The 20,922-nt window shown below is 70.7% G+C and carries 24 protein-coding genes and 1 tRNA gene; 11 read left to right on the top strand and 14 right to left on the bottom strand.

The features are described from left to right. The 4 genes from AB0H75_RS22890 to AB0H75_RS22875 are packed head-to-tail and all read left to right on the top strand — an operon-like array spanning position 1 to position 3,531. On the top strand, positions 1 to 1,017 hold the full coding sequence (locus tag AB0H75_RS22890; protein WP_367799147.1) for an ABC transporter permease: 1,017 nt from the start codon (positions 1 to 3) through the stop codon (positions 1,015 to 1,017). Next, positions 1,014 to 1,907, top strand: coding sequence for an ABC transporter permease (locus tag AB0H75_RS22885; RefSeq protein ID WP_367799145.1), 894 nt, complete (start codon positions 1,014 to 1,016; stop codon positions 1,905 to 1,907). The genes AB0H75_RS22890 and AB0H75_RS22885 overlap by 4 nt, the downstream gene beginning before the upstream one ends. 5 nt (positions 1,908 to 1,912) lie before the next feature. Continuing rightward, positions 1,913 to 2,641 (top strand): ATP-binding cassette domain-containing protein, encoded by a 729-nt coding sequence (locus tag AB0H75_RS22880; RefSeq protein WP_367799143.1) that lies wholly within the window; start codon positions 1,913 to 1,915, stop codon positions 2,639 to 2,641. Next, positions 2,638 to 3,531, top strand: a complete 894-nt coding sequence (locus tag AB0H75_RS22875) for an ABC transporter ATP-binding protein (RefSeq protein WP_367799141.1) — start codon at positions 2,638 to 2,640, stop codon at positions 3,529 to 3,531. Before AB0H75_RS22880 ends, AB0H75_RS22875 begins: the two co-directional genes overlap by 4 nt. Here AB0H75_RS22875 and AB0H75_RS22870 read toward each other — a convergent pair. Together AB0H75_RS22870 and AB0H75_RS22865 are read right to left on the bottom strand one after the other, a co-directional pair. After that, a complete protein-coding gene (locus AB0H75_RS22870) occupies positions 3,509 to 3,865 on the bottom strand; it encodes a DUF742 domain-containing protein (protein WP_367799139.1) in 357 nt (118 codons plus the stop codon). The genes AB0H75_RS22875 and AB0H75_RS22870 overlap by 23 nt on opposite strands. Continuing rightward, complete coding sequence (locus AB0H75_RS22865; protein ID WP_367799137.1) at positions 3,858 to 5,720, bottom strand: nitrate- and nitrite sensing domain-containing protein; 1,863 nt, start codon at positions 5,718 to 5,720, stop codon at positions 3,858 to 3,860. The genes AB0H75_RS22870 and AB0H75_RS22865 overlap by 8 nt, the downstream gene beginning before the upstream one ends. Positions 5,721 to 5,917: 197 nt before the next feature. Between AB0H75_RS22865 and AB0H75_RS22860 the strand changes: the two genes are divergently transcribed. After that, positions 5,918 to 7,477 carry an ABC transporter substrate-binding protein gene (locus AB0H75_RS22860; RefSeq protein ID WP_367799135.1) on the top strand — a complete coding sequence of 520 codons (1,560 nt, stop codon included), beginning with the start codon at positions 5,918 to 5,920 and terminating at the stop codon, positions 7,475 to 7,477. Positions 7,478 to 7,540: 63 nt separating this feature from the next. On the opposite strand, the gene AB0H75_RS22855 is transcribed toward AB0H75_RS22860, so the two are convergent. Continuing rightward, entirely contained in the window at positions 7,541 to 7,714 is a 174-nt protein-coding gene (locus tag AB0H75_RS22855; RefSeq protein ID WP_367799736.1) for a hypothetical protein, read from the bottom strand. Between the two features lie 20 nt (positions 7,715 to 7,734). Here AB0H75_RS22855 and AB0H75_RS22850 point away from each other — a divergent pair, with 20 nt between their 5' ends. From AB0H75_RS22850 to AB0H75_RS22835, 4 genes are all read left to right on the top strand, one after another. Continuing rightward, the gene (locus tag AB0H75_RS22850; RefSeq protein ID WP_367799725.1) at positions 7,735 to 8,352 is read left to right on the top strand and encodes a hypothetical protein; all 618 of its coding nucleotides are present in this window, start codon (positions 7,735 to 7,737) and stop codon (positions 8,350 to 8,352) included. Next, positions 8,349 to 9,323, top strand: coding sequence for an inositol-3-phosphate synthase (locus tag AB0H75_RS22845; RefSeq protein WP_367799133.1), 975 nt, complete (start codon positions 8,349 to 8,351; stop codon positions 9,321 to 9,323). The genes AB0H75_RS22850 and AB0H75_RS22845 overlap by 4 nt, the downstream gene beginning before the upstream one ends. Positions 9,324 to 9,348: 25 nt before the next feature. Further along, entirely contained in the window at positions 9,349 to 10,161 is an 813-nt protein-coding gene (locus tag AB0H75_RS22840) for an exodeoxyribonuclease III (RefSeq protein WP_367799131.1), read from the top strand. A gap of 129 nt (positions 10,162 to 10,290) precedes the next feature. Then, positions 10,291 to 10,479, top strand: coding sequence for a hypothetical protein (locus AB0H75_RS22835; protein ID WP_367799129.1), 189 nt, complete (start codon positions 10,291 to 10,293; stop codon positions 10,477 to 10,479). 134 nt (positions 10,480 to 10,613) lie between these two features. On the opposite strand, the gene AB0H75_RS22830 is transcribed toward AB0H75_RS22835, so the two are convergent. Both AB0H75_RS22830 and AB0H75_RS22825 read right to left on the bottom strand, forming a co-directional pair. Then, positions 10,614 to 11,585: a cobalamin biosynthesis protein gene (locus tag AB0H75_RS22830; protein ID WP_367799127.1), complete on the bottom strand. Its 972-nt coding sequence runs from the start codon at positions 11,583 to 11,585 to the stop codon at positions 10,614 to 10,616. 154 nt (positions 11,586 to 11,739) lie between these two features. Beyond that, the gene (locus AB0H75_RS22825; RefSeq protein WP_367799125.1) at positions 11,740 to 12,522 is read right to left on the bottom strand and encodes a phosphotransferase; all 783 of its coding nucleotides are present in this window, start codon (positions 12,520 to 12,522) and stop codon (positions 11,740 to 11,742) included. A 163-nt stretch (positions 12,523 to 12,685) separates the two neighbouring features. Here AB0H75_RS22825 and AB0H75_RS22820 point away from each other — a divergent pair. Beyond that, positions 12,686 to 12,759: transfer RNA gene (locus AB0H75_RS22820), tRNA-Arg, on the top strand. Positions 12,760 to 12,981: 222 nt separating this feature from the next. On the opposite strand, the gene AB0H75_RS22815 is transcribed toward AB0H75_RS22820, so the two are convergent. The 8 genes from AB0H75_RS22815 to AB0H75_RS22780 all read right to left on the bottom strand — a co-directional run bounded on the left by AB0H75_RS22815 (position 12,982) and on the right by AB0H75_RS22780 (position 18,890). After that, positions 12,982 to 14,364 (bottom strand): tyrosine-type recombinase/integrase, encoded by a 1,383-nt coding sequence (locus tag AB0H75_RS22815; RefSeq protein WP_367799123.1) that lies wholly within the window; start codon positions 14,362 to 14,364, stop codon positions 12,982 to 12,984. Beyond that, positions 14,361 to 14,552 (bottom strand): helix-turn-helix domain-containing protein, encoded by a 192-nt coding sequence (locus tag AB0H75_RS22810; RefSeq protein WP_357629188.1) that lies wholly within the window; start codon positions 14,550 to 14,552, stop codon positions 14,361 to 14,363. Before AB0H75_RS22810 ends, AB0H75_RS22815 begins: the two co-directional genes overlap by 4 nt. Further along, entirely contained in the window at positions 14,549 to 16,162 is a 1,614-nt protein-coding gene (locus AB0H75_RS22805) for a replication initiator (RefSeq protein ID WP_367799121.1), read from the bottom strand. The genes AB0H75_RS22810 and AB0H75_RS22805 overlap by 4 nt, the downstream gene beginning before the upstream one ends. Beyond that, positions 16,159 to 16,362, bottom strand: coding sequence for a hypothetical protein (locus tag AB0H75_RS22800; protein WP_367799119.1), 204 nt, complete (start codon positions 16,360 to 16,362; stop codon positions 16,159 to 16,161). Before AB0H75_RS22800 ends, AB0H75_RS22805 begins: the two co-directional genes overlap by 4 nt. Continuing rightward, positions 16,359 to 17,786: an FtsK/SpoIIIE domain-containing protein gene (locus AB0H75_RS22795; protein WP_367799117.1), complete on the bottom strand. Its 1,428-nt coding sequence runs from the start codon at positions 17,784 to 17,786 to the stop codon at positions 16,359 to 16,361. The genes AB0H75_RS22800 and AB0H75_RS22795 overlap by 4 nt, the downstream gene beginning before the upstream one ends. Positions 17,787 to 17,875: 89 nt before the next feature. Beyond that, positions 17,876 to 18,205: a hypothetical protein gene (locus tag AB0H75_RS22790; RefSeq protein WP_367799116.1), complete on the bottom strand. Its 330-nt coding sequence runs from the start codon at positions 18,203 to 18,205 to the stop codon at positions 17,876 to 17,878. Further along, entirely contained in the window at positions 18,202 to 18,468 is a 267-nt protein-coding gene (locus AB0H75_RS22785) for a hypothetical protein (protein WP_367799114.1), read from the bottom strand. The genes AB0H75_RS22790 and AB0H75_RS22785 overlap by 4 nt, the downstream gene beginning before the upstream one ends. Beyond that, positions 18,468 to 18,890, bottom strand: a complete 423-nt coding sequence (locus AB0H75_RS22780) for a plasmid replication, integration and excision activator (protein WP_367799112.1) — start codon at positions 18,888 to 18,890, stop codon at positions 18,468 to 18,470. Before AB0H75_RS22780 ends, AB0H75_RS22785 begins: the two co-directional genes overlap by 1 nt. Before the next feature lie 201 nt (positions 18,891 to 19,091). Between AB0H75_RS22780 and AB0H75_RS22775 the strand changes: the two genes are divergently transcribed. Further along, entirely contained in the window at positions 19,092 to 19,910 is an 819-nt protein-coding gene (locus AB0H75_RS22775) for a hypothetical protein (protein WP_367799110.1), read from the top strand. A gap of 47 nt (positions 19,911 to 19,957) precedes the next feature. Here the strand turns inward: AB0H75_RS22775 and AB0H75_RS22770 are convergent, their stop codons facing one another. After that, positions 19,958 to 20,674 (bottom strand): GntR family transcriptional regulator, encoded by a 717-nt coding sequence (locus AB0H75_RS22770; protein ID WP_367799108.1) that lies wholly within the window; start codon positions 20,672 to 20,674, stop codon positions 19,958 to 19,960. Positions 20,675 to 20,922 lie beyond the last annotated feature (248 nt).

The following is a 20,922-nucleotide window of genomic DNA, read 5'->3' as shown; positions in this document are numbered from 1 at the left end:
ATGGCACGCCATCTGGCCCGCCGGCTCGGCCAGGCACTCCTGGTCGTGGCCGGCGTGGTCGTGCTCACCTTCGCCGTCATGCGGCTGGTGCCGGGCGACCCCGCGGTCGCCTACGCCGGGCCGAAGGCCACGCCCGGGCAGCTCGCCGCGGCCCGCGAGCGGTTCGGCCTGGACGACCCGCTGCCGGTGCAGCTCGTGACGTACGTGCGCGGCCTGCTCGCCGGCGACTGGGGCACCAGCCTGCGTACCCGGCAGCCGGTCCGCGACGACCTCTACCTCGCCTTCCCCGCCTCGCTGGAGCTGGTGGGGACGGCGCTGGTGCTGGCGATCCTGGTCGGGGTGCCGGCCGGCGTGCTGGCCGCCCGGCACCGGCGGCGGCTGCCGGACCTCGGGGTGCGCCTCACCAGCATGCTCGCGGTCTCCGTGCCGGTCTTCTGGCTGGCCCTGATCCTGCAGCTCGTCCTCGCCGGCAACCTGGGCTGGCTGCCGATCGCCGGCGAGTACGACTCCTCGCTCGACACCACGAGCCCGCTCACCTTGTGGACGAACATCACGATCGTGGACGCCCTCATCACCGGCAACTGGCCCATCTTCACCAGCACCCTCCGGCACCTGGTGCTGCCCGCCCTCGTCGTGGCCGCCTACCCCGCCGGGGTGGTCGCGCAGATGACCCGGGCGGCCCTCATCGAGGAGGCCGGCCAGGACCACGCCCGGATGGAGCGGGCGCTCGGCTTCGGCGAGACGGCCGTGCTGACCAGGTTCGCGCTGCGGCCGTCGCTGGCGCCGGTGTTGTCGGTCGTCGCGCTGGTGTTCGCGTACTCGATCGTCAACGGCTTCCTGGTCGAGGCCGTCTTCAACTGGCCGGGCCTGGGCCGCTACGCCGCCGAGTCGATCAAGGCGCGCGACACCCCCGCCATCGCGGGCGTGACGCTCCTGGTCGCGCTGGTGTACACGCTGGCCAACCTGGTCGTGGACCTGCTCCAGGGCGTCGTGGACCCCCGGGTGAGGGCCCGATGACGACCGGAGGGACCACCGGAGGGGCCACCGGGGGGACGAGCGAGGGGACCGCTGAGATCCCGCCGCGGCGCACGCTGCCCCGCGTCCCCGACCGCTTCGCGGCCTTCGGCGCGGTGCTCATCGTGCTCGTCGTGCTGGCCGCGATCCTCGCGCCCTGGCTGGCGCCCTACCCGCCCGACCCGCGCCCGCTGGAGACGCTGCTGCCGCCGAGCGGCGCGCACTGGTTCGGCACCGACAACGTCGGCCGCGACGTGCTCAGCCAGCTCCTCCACGGCGCCCGCACCTCGCTGTTCATCGCCGTCGCCGTGCTCGCGGTCGCGGCCACCGTCGGGGTGGCGCTCGGCGTGGTCGCCGGGTACGCGGGCGGCCCGCTCCGTGACGTGATCATGCGGGCCACGGACGTGTTCCTGGCCTTCCCCGCGCTGCTGCTCTCGCTGGCCCTGGCGGTCGTGCTGTCGCCCGGCGTGGGCACGGTCGTGCTGGCCATCGCGGTCACCTGGTGGCCCTGGTACACCCGGCTGGCCGCCTCGGTGGCCGCCTCGATCTCCACCCGGAGCTACGTGGACGCCGCCCGCTGCCTCGGCGTGCCCGCGCCGCTGATCGTCCTGCGGCACGTGCTGCCGAACTCGCTCACCCCGGTCCTGGTGCAGCTCTCGCTGGACGCGGGCGGGGTGATCCTGACCTCGGCGGCGCTGTCGTACCTGGGGCTGGGCGCGCAGGAGCCGACGGCCGAGTGGGGGCTGATGGTGCAGCAGGGGCAGACGTACTTCACCACCAACTGGTGGGTGGTGACCTTCCCCGGGCTGGCGATCCTGGTGACGGCGTTCGCGTTCAACGTGCTCGGCGAGGGGCTGCGCAACGCGCTCGACCCGCGGAGGGCCGTGAGGTGATCGAGGTGCGCGACCTCAGGGTGAGCTACGGCGGGCGGGCCGTCGCCCACGTGCCCGAGCTGGACGTGGGCGCGGGCGAGTGCGTGGCGGTCGTGGGGGAGAGCGGGTCGGGCAAGTCCACGACGCTGCTCGCGCTGCTCGGCCTGCTCCCGGACGCCGAGGTGAGCGGGCACGTCCGGGTCTGCGGCGTGGACGTCCTGAACGCCCCGCCGCGCCGGCTGCGCGAGCTGCGCGGCTCCAGGGCGGCGCTGGTCATCCAGTCGCCGCAGGCGGCCCTCGCCCCCGCGACCCGGCTCGGCGTCCTCATGCGCCGCGCGCTGCGGCTGCACGGCAGGGCGGCGACGGACGCGGTCATGGCCGGGGCCATGCGGGCCGTGCTGCTCGATCCCGGGCTGCTGCGCCGCTACCCGCACGAGATCTCCGGCGGGCAGGCCCAGCGCTTCGCGATCGCGCTGGCCCTCGCGCTGGGCGCGGAGGTCGTCCTGGCCGACGAGCCCACCAGCGCCCTCGACGTGACCGTGCAGGCCGAGGTGGTCGCCGTGCTGCGCCGGCTGCGCGAGGAGCGCGGTCTGGCGCTCCTGCTCGTCTCGCACGACCTGGCGCTGGTGTCCACGATCGCCGACCGCGTGCTGGTGATGAAGGACGGCGCGGTGGTCGAGTCGGGCCCGGCGGCGGCGGTGCTGGCCGAGCCGGCCCATCCGTACACGCGCGAGCTGCTGGAGGCCCTTCCATGACCCTGCTGCGGGCCGAGCGGGTGACGCTCGGGTACGGCAAGCACCCGGTGGTGCACGAGGTGAGCCTGGACATCGTGGCCGGCGGGGTCGGGCTGATCGGGGAGAGCGGGTCGGGCAAGACGACGCTGGCGCGGGCGTTCCTGGGCCTCCTCACCCCCATGTCCGGAAACATCTGGTACGGCGATCAAACGCTGAAAAAAGCGGACATGCGGAAGTTCCGGAAGGACGTCCAGCCCGTCTTCCAGGCCGAGGCCCTCGACCCCCGCATGCGGATCGGCGCCTCCGTCGCCGAGGCCCTGCCGCGCCGCGACCGCGCCCGCGTGGGGGAGCTGCTCGAACAGGTCGGCCTGGACCCGTCCCTGGCCGCCCGCCGCCCCCACCAGCTCTCCGGCGGCCAGCGGCAGCGCGTGGTGATCGCCCGCGCCCTGGCCGTCGGCCCCCGCCTGCTCGTCCTCGACGAGCCCACCAGCGCCCTGGACGTCACGGTCCAGGCCAGGATCCTCGACCTGCTCGCCGGGCTGGACACCGAGCGCCTGCTCATCACCCACAACCTGGCCGTGGTGGAGCGGCTGTGCCGGACCTCGCACGTGTTGTTCGCCGGGCGGATCGTGGAGTCGGGGCCCACGGCCGGCCTGCTGGCTAGGCCGGCGCACCCGTACACCAGGGCCCTGCGCGACGCGGTGCCCCGGCTCGGCGGCCCGCCACCGGTCGCGAGCGGCCGCACGGAGGCGGTGCCGGCGGCGACCGGCTGCCCGTACCGGCTGCGCTGCCCGCTGGCCGTCCCGGCGTGCGAGCGGCCGCCCGCGCTGCGGGACCTGGACGGCCGCCGGGTGGCCTGTCACCGCGCCGAGGACGTCCTCGGGCAGGTCACAGCGCCTTCAGGCCGCTGATCACCTCCAGCAGGACCTTCGCGTCCGGCGCGGGGGGCGGGTGCTCGACCTGCACGAGCTGCTGCGCGTGCAGGTCGCCCACCAGCACGCGGACCACGCCGATGGGCAGGTTGAGCTCGGCGGCCACGTCCACGAGCCGCGTCGGCTTGGTGCACTTCTGCAGGATGATCAGGTGCTCGGGGCCGAGGCCCACGGGCGGGGCGAGACCGCCGGCGGTGATGATCACCGCGATGAGGTCGATCGCCTCGCTCGCGGGCACCGTACGGCCCCTGGTCAGCAGGTAGGCAGGGACGATCGGACCGGCGTCCTCGTCCAGCCAGCGCTCGTCAGTCACCGCGCACCACCCGCATGGGACGCTTGGGCTCCTCCAGCGGAGCGGGAGGCTCGGGCTCGGCCACGTGATCTTCCGGGATCAACACGATCGCGGTGGTCCCTCCATATGGTGAACCGCGCAACGTCACGCGGATGTCGTGCCTGGCGGCCAGGCGGGAGACGACGAACAGGCCCAGCCGGTCGCTGTCGGCCAGGTCGAACTCCGGCGGGCTGGCCAGCCGCTCGTTGTACTCGGCCAGCTCCTCGGGGCTCATCCCGAACCCGCGGTCCTCGACCTCGAAGACGAAGCCGCGGGCCGCCGCCTCCCCGCGCACGATGACCGGCGTCCTGTCGGGGGAGTAGACGGTCGCGTTCTCGATGAGCTCGGCGATCAGGTGGATCACGTCGCCGACCACGGGCCCGGCCAGCCGCAGGGCCGGCATCGGCTCGACGGTGACCCGCTGGTAGTCCTCCACCTCGGCCGCCGCGCCGCGCGCCACGTCCAGCAGCGGCACCGGCCTGCTCCAGCCGCGGCCCGGGGTGGCGCCGGACAGGATGATCAGGCCCTCCGCGTGGCGGCGCATGCGGGTGGTCAGGTGGTCGAGCTTGAACAGGTCCTCCAGGGCCTCCGGCTCGGTCGCCCGGTGCTGCATGTCCTGGAGCTGGATGCGCTGGCGGTGCAGCAGGGTCTGGCTGCGCCTGGCCAGGTTGCGGAAGACGTGCCCGACGCCCTCGCTGAGCTGCGCCTGGCCGACCGCGGCCTCCACGGCGGTCTGCTGGACGCTGGAGAACGCCTGCCCCACGTCGTCGATCTCGGTCGTGGTGCTGGGCACCGACAGCTCCGGCAGCTCGACCTTCTCGCCCCTGCGCAGCTTCTCCACCACCCGCGGCAGCCGCTCCTGGGCCACCTCCAGCGCGACCAGCCGCAGCGCGCCCAGCTCTTTCGACAGCCGGTTGCCCATGCGCAGCGAGAACGCGATCGACACGACCACCAGCGCCAGGCACAGGCCCGCCAGCATGAACGCCCGCCTGAGCACCTCGTCGGCGACCGGCTCGGCACGCGCGTTCAGCGACGCGCTGGCCCGCATGAGCGAGTCCTGGAACGACTTGGCCAGCGCCTCGGTCGTGCCGAGCCAGCTCTTCGGGGTGCGGCCGGCGATGATCTGGTCCTCCATCAGCCGCATGCGCTGGTAGGTGGGGGAGGAGATGATGGAGACGTTGACGTCGCGCAGTGACCGGTCGAGCTCGCCCAGCGACTGGTCCACGAGGAAGCGCCGGTTGCCCACGATCTGGGTGAACAACCTGCGCTCGGCCTCCGTCACCGGCCCGAGCGCGATGGCCTGCTCCCTGGTCAGCAGCTCCTTGGCGAAGCCGAGGTCGATGATCACGCGGGACTGCTCGTAGATCGGGATGTCGTCGATGAGCGCGACGCGCCGGTGCAGGCCGAAGATCGTGTCGATGATCGAGTTGTACGCCTCCACGGTGTGCAGACGGTCGGACAGGCTCGTGTCGATCTCACCCCTGATCGCGTCGAGCCTGTCGAGCTGCGTGTACACCGCGTCCACCTGTGTGCGGATCTCTTCCGATCGGTTCCTGGTCGTGTTGGAGAGCTGCTTGAACGTGTCCCTTGCGGCGTCGGTGCGCGTCCGCTGCGCGGCCACGGCCGAGGTGCCGGCCGTGTGGCGCAGGAGTTTGGCCGAGACGAGACGCTCCCGCTGGATCTCGCTGATCAGTTTGTACGCGGGATGGCGGAGGTTCGTCCAGAGTGTCTTGTATGCGCGCAGCTCCAAACTCTCGGTCGCGGTGACGGCGGTGATGACTCCCCACAACACCACCATGGAGGCCAGTGGCACCAGCAGTAGTCCGATGATCTTCATACGGATCGTCCGGCTACGACCCATGGCACCTCACTCCGGTCCTGGTCCCCTGGCGGCAACCCTGGACGGGACAGGCCCTGAGAATAGCAATCCGATCACTAAAATGCCCAATTTTTCGGGACTTCTGGACGTGTGTCACCGGTCTCCATGATCTTGGAGTAGGTTTCCCGAGTACATCGCTGAAAGAGGGAGATGCGTTGCGCCGTCGTCTCGCAGCGGCCGCCGCGCTGGCGCTCCTCGCGGCCTGCTCGCCACCCCCCGAGCCGGCCCGCGCCCCCGCGGGCGAGGCGGCGTTCGTCCAGGTGAGACACCTGGAAATGGTCACGGAATGGGACCCGGGCAGGTCCTACTCCAACGAGATCGTCGCCTTCCAGAACATCTACGAGACGCTCACGCTCTGGAACCCCGTCACCAAGAAGTCCAGCCCGCGCCTGGCCACCTCCTGGCGGGCCTCGGCCGACGGCCGCACCTGGACCTTCAACCTGCGCTCCGGCGTGACCTTCCACACCGGCCGCCCGCTCGACGCCGAGGCGGTCAAAGCCTCCATCGAGCGCACGATGAGCACCAAGGCCGGCGCGTCCTACATCTGGGACGCCGTCTCCTCCATCCGGGCCGACGGGCCGGTCACGGTGACGTTCACGCTCAAGTACCCGGTGCCGCTGGACCTGGTGGCCTCGGCCGGGTACGCGGCCTACATCTACGACACCAAGGCCGCCCCCGACCTCACCTCCTGGTTCCGGCAGGGCAAGGACGCCGGCACCGGGCCGTACACGGTCGCCCGGTGGCAGAAGGGCAAGGAGGACGAGCTCACGCTCAAGGCGTACGACAAGTACTGGGGCGGGTGGGACAAACCCCACTACAACACCGTCAAGTACCGCGTCGTGCCCGACGCCGACCGCGCCTGGCAGCTCCTGCTGCGCGGCGAGGCCGACTTCGTCGAGCGGCTCAACCCGCGCCTGTTCGCCAGGGCGTCGGCCACGCCCGGCGTGCGTACCTCCGAGCGGCCGTCGTTCCGTACCGCGATGGTGCTGTTCAACACCGCGAGCGGGCCGATGAAGGACGTGCGGGTACGGCGCGCCGTGCAGAAGGCCATCGACTACAAAGGGCTGGTCGAGGACCTCAAGGGCGCCGGCGCGCCGGCCAGTGGGATCATCCCCGAAGGGCTGATGGGCCACGTCCCGGGCCGGGTGCCCCGCCAGGACCTCGCCGCCACCGGGCGGCTGCTGGGCCGCGCGGGCTACGGGCCGGGCGGGCGGCCGCTGCGGCTGCGGCTGACGTACGGGGAGGGCGACACCGACTGGCGGCTGCTCGCCACCCGCCTGGAGGCCGCGCTGAAGCCGCTCAACGTCACCGTCGAGGCCCGCGCCATGCCCTGGACCGAGCAGTGGGAGCTGGGCAGGAAACGCGGCCAGGACATCTTCGTCATGTACTGGTGGCCCGACTACGCCGACGGCTACTCCTACTTCGGCAACGTCTTCCGCAGCGGCGAGCCGCCCGTGTTCAACCTCAGCTACCTCAAGGACCAGGAGCTGGACGAACTGCTCGACAGCGTGCCCGAGCTGACCGTCGCCGACAAGCCGGCGGCGCAGCGGGCGTACGAGCAGGCCACGCGGCGCGTGCTGGACCAGCGGGCGGCCGCGGCGCTGCCCTGGGTGACCAACTATCAGCGGGCCTACCTGGGCAGCGTCCAGGGATACGTGGACAACCCGGCCTACTCCGACGTCGTCTTCGTCTACGACCTGCGCCCCTCGGCCTGACCCGGCGCCACGGCGGTGTTTACGACCTGCGTTCCTCGGCCTGACCCGGCGCCACGGCGGCGCTTACGGCCGGGGCTCCTCGGTCTGATCCAGCGCCCGCTCCTTGAGCCGGGCCCTGATCTCCTCGGGCGTGTAGGCGCGCCGCCGCCGCTCGGCCCGCGCGATCACCACCCCGGTCGCCGCCACACCCATCACCCCGGCCAACCCGAGCATCTTCCACCACCGCCGCTTGCTCATGTGCCTAGGCTAGCGATGTGCTGACTCTCGACGAGGCCGTCAAAGTGACGCGCACCGGCGACCTGTGGATCTTCCGCGGCCGGTCCGTGCCCGACCGCGCCATCCAGACGATGACCAACAGCCCCGTCAACCACGTGGGCATGGCCATCGTGATCGACGACCTGCCGCCCATGATGTGGCACGCCGAGCTCGGCAGGTCGCTGCCCGACCTGTGGGCCGGCACGCACCACCGCGGCGTGCAGCTGCACGACCTGCGCGAGGCGGTCACGGTGTGGGCCAACAAGTACGGCCAGCGCGCCTGGCTGCGCCAGCTCGAACCCGAGGCCACGCCGGAGATGGAGGACGCCGCCCTGCGCGCGGTCGCCCGGCTGGACGGCACCCCGTTCCCCTCGACCGCCCGGCTGGCCGGCCGCTGGCTGCGCGGACGCGTCCCGTGGCGGGCCCGCACGGGGGCGGCGCTGGAGCGCGCGTACTGCGCGGAGGTCGTGGCGGTCACGTACGAGGAGATGGGCCTGCTGCCCACCGGCCGCCGCCCCAACTGGTACGACCCCGGACGTTTCTGGAGCGGCGACGACCTGGCGCTGCTGACCGGCCGCCGCCTCGGCGGAGAGATCACCATCGGGGTGGAGCGGGCATGAGCACCGTCAACGTGGCCCTCGTCGGCGTGGGCAACTGCGCGTCCTCCCTCGTGCAGGGCGTCGAGTACTACCGCGACGGCGACGCCCCCGGCCTGCCCCACCCCGTGTGCGCCGGCTACGCCGTCTCCCAGGTACGCTTCACCGCCGCCTTCGACGTCAACGCCGCCAAGCTCGGCCGCGACCTGTCCGAGGCCATCTGGACACCGCCCAACAACGCCCGCAGGTTCGCCGACGTGCCGCACCTCGGGGTCCCGGTCGTGGACGGCGTCCTGGCCGACGGCGTGGGCCCCGGCTCGGCCGGCCCCGTGGACCCGCGCGGCGCGGCCACCGCCGGGCAGGTCGCCGCCCACCTGGCCGCGACCGGCACCCACGTCGTGCTCAACTTCCTGCCCACGGGCGCGCAACGCGCCGCCGAGCTGTACGCGCGGGCCGCCCTGGACGCCGGGTGCGCGTTCGTCAACTGCATGCCCGCCGTGCTCGCCCGCTCGCCCGAGTGGCGCTCCCGCTTCGAGGCCGCCGGGCTGCCGCTGATCGGCGACGACCTGAAGAGCACGTTCGGCGCGACGCTGCTGCACCGGGCGCTGGTGGACGCCCTCGCCGGCAGCGGCGTGCGCCTGTCCGGCGGGCACCAGCTCCTCGGCGGCGGCAATATGGACTTCGTCAACCTCTCCGACGGCGAGCGCCTGGCGAGCAAGCGGGCCACCAAGTCCGCCGGGGCGGGCGCGGGCGCGCTGCACGTGGGGGCCCAGTACGTCCCCTTCCTGGAGGACCGCAAGGTCGCCTACATCCGGCTGGACGGCGAGGGCTTCGGCGGCTCGCCGCTGGAGGTGGAGCTGCGCATGGTCGTCGAGGACTCCCCGAGCGCCGCCGGCAACGCCCTGGACGCCGCCCGCCACGCCAAGGCCGCTCTGGACCAGGGGATCGGCGGCCTGCTCCGCGAGCCGTCGGCCGCGTTGATGAAGGCCGTCTGACCACCGTCGATGGCAGGCTAGGAGGATGCGCCTCGCAACCTGGAACGTGAACTCGGTCAGGGCCCGCCTGCCCCGCCTCCTCGACTGGCTGGCCGGCACCGGGCCCGACATCGTCTGCCTGCAGGAGACCAAGTGCTCAGCGGAGGCGTTCCCCGTCGCGGAGCTGCGCGAGCTGGGCTACGACGTGGCCGCCCACGGCGACGGCCGCTGGAACGGCGTCGCCGTCCTGTCCCGGATCGGCCTGGAGGAGGTGACCCTGAGCTTCCCCGGCGAGCCCGGCTTCGGCGAGCTGGACGGCGTGGGCGCCGCCCGCCCCGAGGCCCGCGCGATCGGCGCCACCTGCGGCGGCCTGCGCGTCTGGTCCCTGTACGCCCCGAACGGCCGCGCCCTCGACTCGCCCCACTACCGCTACAAGCTGGAGTGGTTCGCGGCCCTGCGCGAGGCCCTGGCCGCCGAGCTGCCGGCCGGCCCGCTGGCGGCCTGCGGCGACTACAACGTGGCGCCCACCGACGACGACGTATGGGACCCGGCCCTGTTCGCCGGCTCCACGCACGTCACCCCCGCCGAGCGCGACGCGCTCGCCGCCCTGCGCGACCTCGGCCTGCGCGACGTGGTGCCGACCCCGATGAAAGGCCCGCATCCGTACACGTACTGGGACTACCGGGCGGGCATGTTCCACCAGAACAAGGGCATGCGCATCGACCTCGTCTACGCGAGCGCCGACGTGGCCGGGCAGGTGCGGGCGGCGTACGTGGACCGCGAAGCCCGCAAGTCCCTCCAGGGGAAAGGCCCCTCCGATCACGCCCCGATCGTGGTCGACCTCGACCCGATATGGTGATTACAAATCGCTGCCGTCCGAGTATTCTGTGTTTTCACCTGAGTTGGGGGCTCCACGATCGTCGAGGTCCACAGGGGGATCTCCGTGCAGACATCAGACGGCCGCGTCATCTTGTTCATCCTCCTCGGGGTGGCACTCTTCGCCCTGGGCCGCCGCTACCAGAACATGCTCACCATGCGCCAGGTCTGGAAGCAGAGCGCCAAGCAGGTCACCGCCCGGAAGGTCACCGCCCACCAGGCCGCGAGGGCGATGATCGGGATCACGGTGCTCGCGGCGTTCGTGATCTGGCTGGTCTTCAACCTGAACCGCGTCATGTGAACGACCCCGTGCCCGAGCCCGTGCCCGAGCCCGTGCCCGGCACCGACGACCAGGGCACCGCGTCCGCGAACCGGCGGCGCGGCGGCGCGGCCGGGGGCCGAGACCCACGTCCACGTTCACGTCCGCGTCCGCGTTCATGTCCGCGTCTGCGTCCTCGTTCGCGCGGGCCGCGACCACGCGTACGACGCCACCACCGCCGACACAGCGGCGGCCAGGCTCACCCGCCGCGTCAGCCGAACCGCCCGGCGGATGTCCGGCACGCCGGGCCCGGGCCCGTCGCCCATGACCGGCCGGTGCTCGACCCTGCTCCCGTACACGTTGGTGCCCCCCAGCGTGACCCCGAGCGCGCCGGCGAACGCGGCCTCGCACCGCCCGGCGTTGGGGCTGGGATGCCGGTGCCCGTCGCGCCGCAACACCGTCCACGCCCCCCGCCGATCGGGCCCGGCCAGCACCGCCAACAACCCCGTCAACCGCGCCGGGACGTAGTTGGCGACGTCGTCCAGCCGCGCCGCCGCCCACCCGAACCGCCGGTAACGCGGCGACTTGTGCCCCACCATCGCATCCAGCGTGTTGACCACCCGGTACGCCAGCAGCCCCGGCACCCCCGCCACCGCCCCCCAGAACAGCGGCGCCACGACCGCGTCGGAGGTGTTCTCCGCCAGCGACTCCACGGTCGCCCGCGCCAGCTCCTCCGCCCCCAGCCCGGACGGATCCCGCCCGCACAGGTGCGGCAGCCGCGCCCGCGCCCGCTCCAGATCCCCTTCCTCAAGCGCCTCGGCCATGTACGCGCCCTCCCGCGCCAGCGTCGTCCCGCCCAGCACGGCCCACGTGGCCAGCGTCGCAGCCACCCCCCGTACCACCGGCACCCCGGACCCCCCGGCCCGCCCCGGCTCCACCGCCCGCTGCCCCGCCCGCGCCATCACCCTGCCAAGAGCCAGGGCACCTCCGAGGCACACGACCACATGAACAACCCCGGCCGCCCTGCCATCCCGATAGAGCAGACTCTCCAGCCGCCCCGCCACCCGCCCGAACACCGCGACCGGATGCGCCGCACTCTGCGGATCCCCGACCACCCGATCAAGCACGATCCCAGCGGCCAGCCCCACCCAGAACTCACGTCCACGATCACGACCACCGAAACGGAGACCACGACCACCGAAACGGAGACCACGACCACCGAAACGGAGACCACGACCACCGAAACGGAGACCACGACCACCGAAACGGAGACCACCCCGACTACCGGAGCGAAGACCACCATCACACCAAATGGGCATGAAGCTCATCTTCGTGCACATCCAGCCATGCCACCGCACGCCGAATGCGCTCCCCGGCTCCCCCCGCCCACATCCGAGCCCAACTCCCGCCCAGGGCAGCCCGGCTCCGCATCACCTCGTAAGACCGCTGGAAGCGCACCCGCGCCACCTCGACCAGCAGCCGCCGCTCCCGCGCCGTCACCCCGTACGCGTCGCAGAAGCTCCTGACCCGCCCTCCCACGTCGACGTTCCGCAACAACGGATGTCGGTCGACCGGGTCGGCGAGCGGCGCCCAGTGCCGCAACGTGGTCACCACATCGAACAACCGCGTGGTGGGCCGGGCCAGATCGAAGTCGATCAGCCCGTACGGAACCCCCGCCCGGAACACCACGTTGCCCGGGGACAGATCACAGTGCCCCACGACCTCCGGCGCCCGGTCCTCGTTGGACCCCCCTTCCCACCCCTCCATCCGGAGCGGAAACCCCAGGGTCGCGTCGTGGTACTCCCGCAGCAGCCCGCCCAACCGCCCGAGCGCCTCGTCCCGTACGCTCTCCAGCCGCACCCCGGTGCTCCCCGGCAGAAAACTCAGCACCTGCCGCCCCAGCCCGTCCATCCCGATCACCCTGGGCGCCCCGTCGAACCCCACCGCCTCCAGGTGCCTGAGCAGGGCGTGAACGGCGGGCGTCGACGTACTGACCGGTCTCCGCACGGTGTCACCGACCCGCACCACTCCGTCAGTCACGTCCCCACCCTGCAGCGGAATCTCATGCAGGAGCGTCGCGACCATGCCACGACAGCTTAGACCCTCCCACCCCACCCCGCCTGGCCTTTTCCACCCCGTGATCGGACTTCCCACTCACCCCCTCCCACCACCCCCGCAACCACCATGTCGCTGACACAACGAAAACATGTGCGTGACAAGTCGCCGGATCATGCACAATAAGGCGGGAGCGCCCTTAGCTCAGCTGGATAGAGCACCGGACTTCTAATCCGACGGTCGCAGGTTCGAATCCTGCAGGGCGCGCAACCAAGACCAGGCAATCCACGGGTTGACCTGGTCTTTTGCATGATCGGCCCGGTTGCCCCGTAGGCAGCAGGAGGCGGCCCGAAGCAGCCCTGTGCCACTCTTCGCGGAACATACGCGGAATGCCCGCAGTCACGTTTTCGCAGGTCGGTGTGGGAGTTTCGAGGCCCGGAACGGCGAAAGGACCCCGAGGCGTCCCGAGGTCCTGCCGTGGCTCCTGTGTCACGCCGCGAGCGCTTCAAGAATGCGCTGGTTGGCGATCTCCTGTTGGCCGTCGATGCACTTGGCGTAGACGCGCAGCATCACGTCCACACCGTGTCCCGCTCTCTCCGCTGCTTCCGGGGCGTGCACACCCGCGTTGAGCCAGAGTGACACGGCCGCGTGCCGGAGGTCGTACGGCCGGCCCGCCAGGGGAGAGGCGACCTGGTCAGGGGTGAAGGCGTACGTCCGGGCTTCCTGCCAGACCTTCGCGTACGCCGAGCCCGAGATCACGCCGCCCGTGCGCGTACGGAAGAGCCGGCCGTCCTCGCCGACACCGAACGTGGCGACATGGTCCCGAAGAATCGCCACCAGCTCAGGCGGGACGGGCACGGTACGCGTGTGCTTCACGTCCCGATGCTTCAGCCCGCGCTCGTCGTGAGCCTGCCCGGAGTCGGTGAACCGCCTGTTGCTCTGCGGCCGGGTCTTCTCCAGCGTCAGCAGCCCCCAGCCCTGGTCTGGGAGCCGGCAGTCCTTCTGCCGCAGTCCCGCCGCTTCTGCCGGGCGAAGGCCGCCGAAGTACATGCAGGCGAACATGGCGGCCAGCATAGGACCTCGCGACCGCCCCACGTAGGTCACCGCGGTGAGCAGTTCACGCGCCTGCCTGGGGCTGACCACCGAGCGCCGATCGATCTCGCCGCTCACCTTGGCCTTGCGGAACTTGACCTTGTGCAGCGGATTCGCCGACAGCTCTTCCAGCTCCACGGCGTATTCGAGCGCGTGATGGAAGACGGCCCGTTTACGGCGGTACGTCGAGGTGGCCGCAGGCGTGCCGTCCAGGCACAGCGCGAGGGCTTCCAGCGCCACACGGGCGTGCTTGGTCTCTTCCAGAGCGCTGAGCGGGAGCGAAGCACCTTCCAACCAGCGGACAGCGCGGGTGACGTCCGGTGTCGGCTCCCGTCGGCGGTCCTCGGGCAGGAAGGAGTACTCGCGCAGTGCCCGTCTGATCATCTCGTCAGACGGGCGGCCCGGTACGTCGCCGACCAGAACGCGGGTGACGGTGGCGAGGGTATCGGTCATGCCTTCACGGGACTTCGCCGCCGCGTGAGGCCACCAGGTGCGAACGTACGTGACGGCGAAGGCATACCAGGTCCGGGCATCTTTGGCCTTGACCATCGAAGTGGGAAGACCGCTGTCCACGTCGAAGGCTTCGCCCTTCTTGGCCGCCTGCCGCAGGTCGGACAGGAAGCTCTCGGCCAGGCCCTTGGTCTTGAAGGTCTGCGACTTCTCACGGTTGCCGACCGTCCACCGCACGGTGTGGGAGACGATCCGGGGCTTCTTGCCGGGCTTGTCCGCTCTGGTGTTGGTACGGATGTCCCAGAACTTGACCTTGTAGGAGGTAGTCATGCTGCGCTCCTGAGGGATTCGAGCCAGGCGTCGAGGTCGCTGCGGTAGATGCGAAGTTCGCCGTTGGGCAGGCGGATGCCCTTCGGTGCCTTGCCGATCTCGCGCCAGCGGTAGAAGGTGCGGCGGGAGACTCCGCCGAGTTCGTCGAGGACTTGAGCGACGGTGAGGAGTTCGTCCCGCCTGCTCATGCCGCCCTCCCTGTCTGCTCAGTTGCCGAAAGATCCTGTCCGGCCGCTCTGGCTTCCAGCTCTCTGAGGTGGGCTCGCCAGCGCTGCCGTTCGGCGACGGTGCGCAGGAGGCGTACGGCGAGGGGAGGCACGTTGGCGTCGCCGGCCGGGACGGGCCGCCAGATGTAGCGGTGCGGGTCGGTGGGCTGGTCGGCCTGGCCGAGGGCTTCCAGGACCCATGTCCGGCGGTCCTGCTTGTGTTCGGCGAGGGTCTTGTTGGACCACTTGCGGGAGACCAGGACGCGGCGTCCGGCGTAGCCGAGGTGTTCGGGCTTGTGCGCCTTGGACCGGCACCGGCCTGTAGCCATCCCCGCTTTGGCGTTCTTGGGCTGGACGCCGTAGCGCAGCCAGTTCGGGCAGGTGGGCGAGCAGGGTTCGTAGCGGAGGGCGTTGACCATGCGCGCGGCGTGCTCGCGTTGGGCCTGGCCGCCGTCGAGGGCGTCGCCGAGGGACTTGGTCAGGTACTTGGACAGGTAGCGGATGCACTGGTCGGCGTCCGGCGTACCGGCGAGAATGCCTTGCACGTCCACCTGTTCGCCGAAGCGCAGCACGTGAAGGGGTTCGGCGTCCTCGTCCAGGGCGTCGAGGGCTTCGTCCCAGGTGGGCAGGACCTCACCGGTGGCCGGGTCGAGGTAGCCGGCCTGCTCGTCCCAGACGGGCAGGTGGTCACCGTCGAAACGCACTTCGTCGGCCTGCGGCCACCAGACCTGATGGTAGGTGGCGGCGGCTATCTGCTTGATCTCCGCGCGCGGGAGGGTGCCGCGGATGGCCAGGTGCAGGTGCGGGGCGAGCCGCTTTTGAGGTTCGACGGCGGCGAAGTACTGCACGTCATAGCCCGCGACCCGGCGCAGGTTCTGCACGAAGCGGTCCACGAGCTTGGAGAAGTGCAGTGCGTCCCGAGCCGCGCGCCGGTAGTCGTAGGCGTCCGGGTCGATCGGGACGCCGTCGCGTACCTTGCCGTAGCTGGGCAGGGTGAGCGTCACGAACAGCGACGGCCGGTAGACCTTGCCATCGGACGCGTGGAAGGTGCGTCCCAGGGTGGTTCTGGTCATCTTGCGCTTGGGCAGGTCCGGGGCGTCCTGCCGCCGCCGAGTGGAGCGGGAGCGCTTGGCGGTCCCACGGCCGAGGACATTACCCCGCATTCCGGCGGCGTTGATCTCCTCGTCCAGGCCAGCGAGGACGGCGTCCAGGTCGGTGGTGTCGTCGCCGGCCTGTGCGGCGACGTCGCGCTTGGCCTGCATGTCGGCGCGGAACTCGACCAGCCAGCGTTGTTCCTCGTTCGGTTCGTCCGGCGTGATGGCGGGTTCGGTGTCGAGGTGCCAGCCTTCGCGGCATTGGGCCATGCGGAGCTGCCGGTTGCGCTTGGCGCACGGCGGGCACTTGCTGTCCAGAGTGGAGCCGCACGGCACGTCGATGATCTCGGCCTTGCCAGTGACGACGTCCAGCCGCCGCAGCGCGAGGGGCCTGATGCAGACGCCGTGCTGCTTGGCGACCTCTACGAGCACATCCCGGGCCATCGGCATGGCCTGACGTACGGCCCGGGGGAGCGCACGGTCGTGCGGATGAGTCATAGGTTCCTCCCTTCGTCGGTGGTCTCGGACAGCCGCGCGCAGAGGCGGTAGCGCTCGTGAGAGGGGTAGGCATGGACGCGAGAGTGATACAGCTCGAAGACCCGCATGCGGGGCAGGTCACGCGTGGTCAGCAGGACCAGCAGCGGGCGCCCCGCAACGAGGCTGATCTCGTCGGCGGTGCCGTGGAAGCAGATCTTCACGGGGCCTCCCCGTGCGATGCGTAGGTGTCGGCCATGGCGCGGATGTCGGTGTCGGAGACGTAGGCGGCGCGGACGCGGACGGGTTCGGGGCTGGTTTCCAGCCGGACGTAGCCGACGCCTGCGCCCAGCTCCGGAACCGGCGAGATGTGGTCGGCGAGCGCGCCTCGGTCGCGGGCGCCGTCGCCGAGGACCATGTCCACCTGTTCCGACTCGTCTAGCCGCAGGGCGATCTTGTCGGGGAACAGGTTGCGGATGTTCATGACCTCTTTGCGCGGGTCCTGCAACGCGGCCAGGACGCCCACGCCGACCGCGCGGCCTTGGGTGGTGAGCGTGGCCAGCGCGGCGCAGATGCGCTGCCGCAGTTGCCGGTCGGACTGGTAGGCGGTCAGGAACGCCACCTCATCGACCACGACCAGGACGAACGGGTCCTCGACGGTGGGAGTGTGGGAGCGCTGGAGCCCGGCGAAGCGAGCCGCCCGCTTCTGCATGACGCTCACGGCCTCGTCCAGCAGGTCGGCACACTCTTCCGGAGTTGCCGCATAGCGCGGGCCGAACAAGTCGCGCCCGTAGGACAGCTCCATCAGCTTGGGATCCAGCGCCCACAGCTCGACCAGGCCCGCACGCGCGGCGGGGAGCAGCGCGCGGATGACGGACCAGATGATCGATCCCTTGCCGGCCCCGGTCGCACCCGCGACGAGGACATGGGTGCCGTGCACCTTCAGCCGCCACGGCCGCCCGTCCTCTTGCTTGCCGATCTCGACCGGCCCCACGGTCGGGACTTCCGGTATGGGCAGCGCCGGCAGGGGCGAGGCGAGTGGATCGCTGCGCGGGAAGGTGAGGGTGAGCCGACCGGCCGCGGACAGTGCCACCTGGCAGGAATTCGCGCCGAAGCCTTGGGCCAGGTGGTCGGTTCGGTCGGACCAGTCCTTGACCGCCTGGCCCTTGAGCATGCGCACGGTGACCAGATCGGCCCACGAGGTGCAGGTGACCTTGCCCAGGCGCGGGAGGTAGTCGCGGCCCCGGAGGTGACGACCGAGACCGGAGACGACCATGACGGGTTGCCAGTGACGGCGGTAGATCCAGACGAGCCGCCACCAGGCCAGCAGCCGCAAGCCGACCAGGCGGGCGAACGACGGCCGGTCGAGGAACGCCCACGAGGCCAGAGCCAGGACGACCACGCCGAGCAGGCACGCTGCCGAGGGCCAGCCGTAGACGTAGCAGAGAGCGCCGAGGGCCATCGGGACGATGGCCGCGATGGGGTGACGCCAGATCGTACGGACGAGCCCGGCGAGCATGCGCCAGGCGAGGATGACGAGGGTGAGGATGGCGGGAGTGGTGACGACGGCCGGGCGGAAGACGACGGCCGTGTCGGGCGTGGTGGAGACGAGGTTGCGCGCCTCGTCGCCAGGCAGCCGCTTGAACATAAGCTGGGAACCTCTCGTGATTGAGCAAGTCGTGGGAGAACCGAGGGGCCGCCGGAAGTTGCCGCTTCCAGCGGCCCCGCCTTCTTGTGTCAGGCCGCCGGGCCGGTGGCGTGCGGGGTGGCGTCCTTGTCGTCGGCCGTCTGTTCGGCGTGCAACTGCTCGCAGTCGGCCAGGTAGCGAGCGGCGGCGGTGAAGATCTCGCGGGCGGTGGCCAGGTCGGCGTCGGTGACCGGCCCGGCCCCGGTGGTGGAGATGTGCACGTTCGCCTCGTGGGAGGTGAACTCCAGGTACGGGCGCGGGTCGCTGAGCAGCAGTCCGGCGCGGACCGTCAGGTGCGGCGTGTGGAAGGAGACGCCGAGGTGCGGCGTGGACTCCGGCCGCATGGACAGGGTCAGGTAGGTGTAGGGGCCGAGCGTCACGCCGCGACCCCCTTGCCGTCGGGCAGCCCATAGAAGCTGCGCTCCAAGGACCGCGCGAAGCGGTGAGCCTCACGGGTGAGCTGGCGCGCGAACTCCAGGTCCTCCACCGTGACCGGCCCGCTGGTGGCGACCAGGACGCAGGTGGCGCCGAAGTCGAGCGCCAGAACGGGCTCACGGCGCGGGAACGGGTGGTTGAGGGTGCGGGCGGCGTGCCCGGTGGTCAGCCGGATCACGCTGTTGCGCGGGGTACGGCGTCGGGTCATTAGGCGGCTTCCTTTCCGGTCTTGGCCGTCGAGGTGGTCTGAGCGGTCTGGCGGGGAGCGTGCATCTCCTGAACCTTGATCGAGAAGGCGAGACGGCCCGCTGCGTTGACGTAGGGCGTGACCGTGATGCCGTCGAACTCGACGGGCGTGAACGGCAGCCCCGGCATCGGCTGCGGCGGCACTGGCTGCACCGGCGCGAGGAGTTTGACCGCCACCGTCTTCTGGGCGGGCTTGAGGGTCGGGTCACCGTCCATGACCGCGACCTGCCAGACCAGCTCTTGGGTCTGCTTGTCGCGGGCCTGCACGAACCGGCCGCCGGCGGAGGCGTCGAAGTCCTTGACGGGCTCGACCTCGCCGACGACGTAGCAGCCGTGCGGGAAGACCATGGCGAAGGTGACGGGGATGGGACCTTGCAGAGCCATAGTGGCTCTCCTTTCTTGACTGACTGGCACTTGACCTATCAAGTGATGCTCCGAGAGTAGGCAGCTCAAACTTGCTAGGTCAAGTGGCTTTCTCGAAGTCCCGCGGTAAAGAGTTGCGTACCACGACGCTTCGAACGCATTTGTCAGCCCTTCGCCCCTTCAACGCTCAGAAAGCGATCACGCTGATGAAGGTGCGGATGCGTGCTGCATCCGTCGGATGGCGTTGGGATGATCGTGGGCATGTCGACGGATTGGTCACGCCTTGAGCACGCCTACGGCGCTGCGACCGACCTCCCGCAACTCTTGCAAGAGATCGGAGATCCTGAACTGGCGCCCAACGCCTGGCACGAACTCTGGTCCAGCCTCTGCCACCAGGGAACCGTGTACCCGGCGAGCTTTGCCGCCCTGCCTGTCCTGGCGGACGTCGCCAGCGGTCGCCTGCCGGGCGATAAGCGGTCAGCGAGTGCGTTGGCCGCCCGTATCGTCGCCGGGGAAACGCAGCTTCACCAGTCGAGATACTGCCGTGAGCGCTACCCGGCCGAGATCGACGAGCTGCATCGGATCGTTCAGCACCACCTGACGGAGGAGCCGTTCGACGGCGACGAGCACGACTACCTCTACCCGCTGGAGGACCTCCTGGCCTTCGAGGGAGTGCCGGTGTGGAGCGAATGCCTACTTCCGAATCTCCACGATGTGATCTGCCCGTCATGCTCGGAGTGTCTGGAGATCGACCTCTACCACAGCCCCCACCCCGGCACTCGCCATCGTGACCCACACGAAAGCGTGCGAAAGCTCAACTTCAAGGGGCCGTCACTGACCGGTATCCGTCCGGCCGATCCTGCCGACCTCCAGCCGCTGGCCTCCCGGCTGTATGACATGGCCGTCCAGGCCGGGCAAACCGCGGCCGCCGAGCATTTGACCTACCTGTTCGGGCGGACGACGTGCCCGGCCTGCGCCACGGACTTCTCTGTGCCGGAGCAGATCGAAGCCTCCTTCCTTGACCGCCCGCAAACCGCCTGACGCTGCATGGCCTGCTTGCGGCGGTCCGCAGAGCGCCGGTGACGCCCTCACGCGACAGGGTAGGCATCCTCCAACTCATGACGGTCCGCCGGAAGCAGCACCTCCACCACGACCAGCGGACGACCGGAGGCGTCACGGACCGCGCCGAACACCGCGAGAAGCGGCACGTTCTTCGGCATGCCGAGCTGCTTGGCCTCTTGAGCGGTGGGCATGCGCGCGGTGATCTGCTCCACGATGTGATCGAAGCGCACGCCCTTGCGCGACCGCAGATGCTCGCGGATGCCCTCACGCAACGGTTCACCACTGGTCAGGCTGGTCCCCTCCGACAACTCCAGAGGCAACCACAGCGACACTTGCTCGGTCGGCTCGCCATCACGAATCACCACCCGCCGGCGCAGGAACGCCTTGCTCTTGGGCGGCGCCTCCAGCAACGCCGCCACCCGATTAGGCAACGCGACGGCCCCGGCCTCGATCAACTCACTGGGAGTGCTGGTCTCCGGGTTGGTCAGGTACGCCTGTCCCGGCCGATTGGGCTCCACCGCCGCCATTGCGGGACGTCCACGTACGAACCGGCCCTTGCCCTGCTGAGACTCGATCCACCCCTGTTCGCGCAGCACCCGAAGCGCGGCGACCACGGTAGGCCGCGACACGCTGAACTCCTGGATGAGCTGGTGTTCACTCGGGAGGAGAGAGCCGGGCGGATAGGTTCCCGACTCGATACGCCGCTGAAGGGCCTGCACAAGCTGCGCATACTTCGGCGGCACGGACTCTAGCGACATTTTGACCGTCCAACACCCGACAGGTTGTTTTACCAAGTTTGAGCGTAGCCTGGGCTCAGCCCACTCGTCCACACCTTCCACAGGGGCGCAGAAGAACGCCCGACAGGCAGCCGACGGAGGGAACGGGGGCACCCTCCTATGAGCATGGACTGGACCGCCTGCCGGACGATGAGGCGCGGCAAGGCGAGGGACCCGCCCCGATCCCCTCGAACAGGGCAGACGCCACCTTGCCG

It is taken from the genome of Nonomuraea sp. NPDC050783, from assembly GCF_040802095.1.
GTDB lineage: Bacteria > Actinomycetota > Actinomycetes > Streptosporangiales > Streptosporangiaceae > Nonomuraea.
Note: the sequence above shows the minus strand (reverse complement) of the source record. Positions and strands in the feature narration are given on the sequence as shown.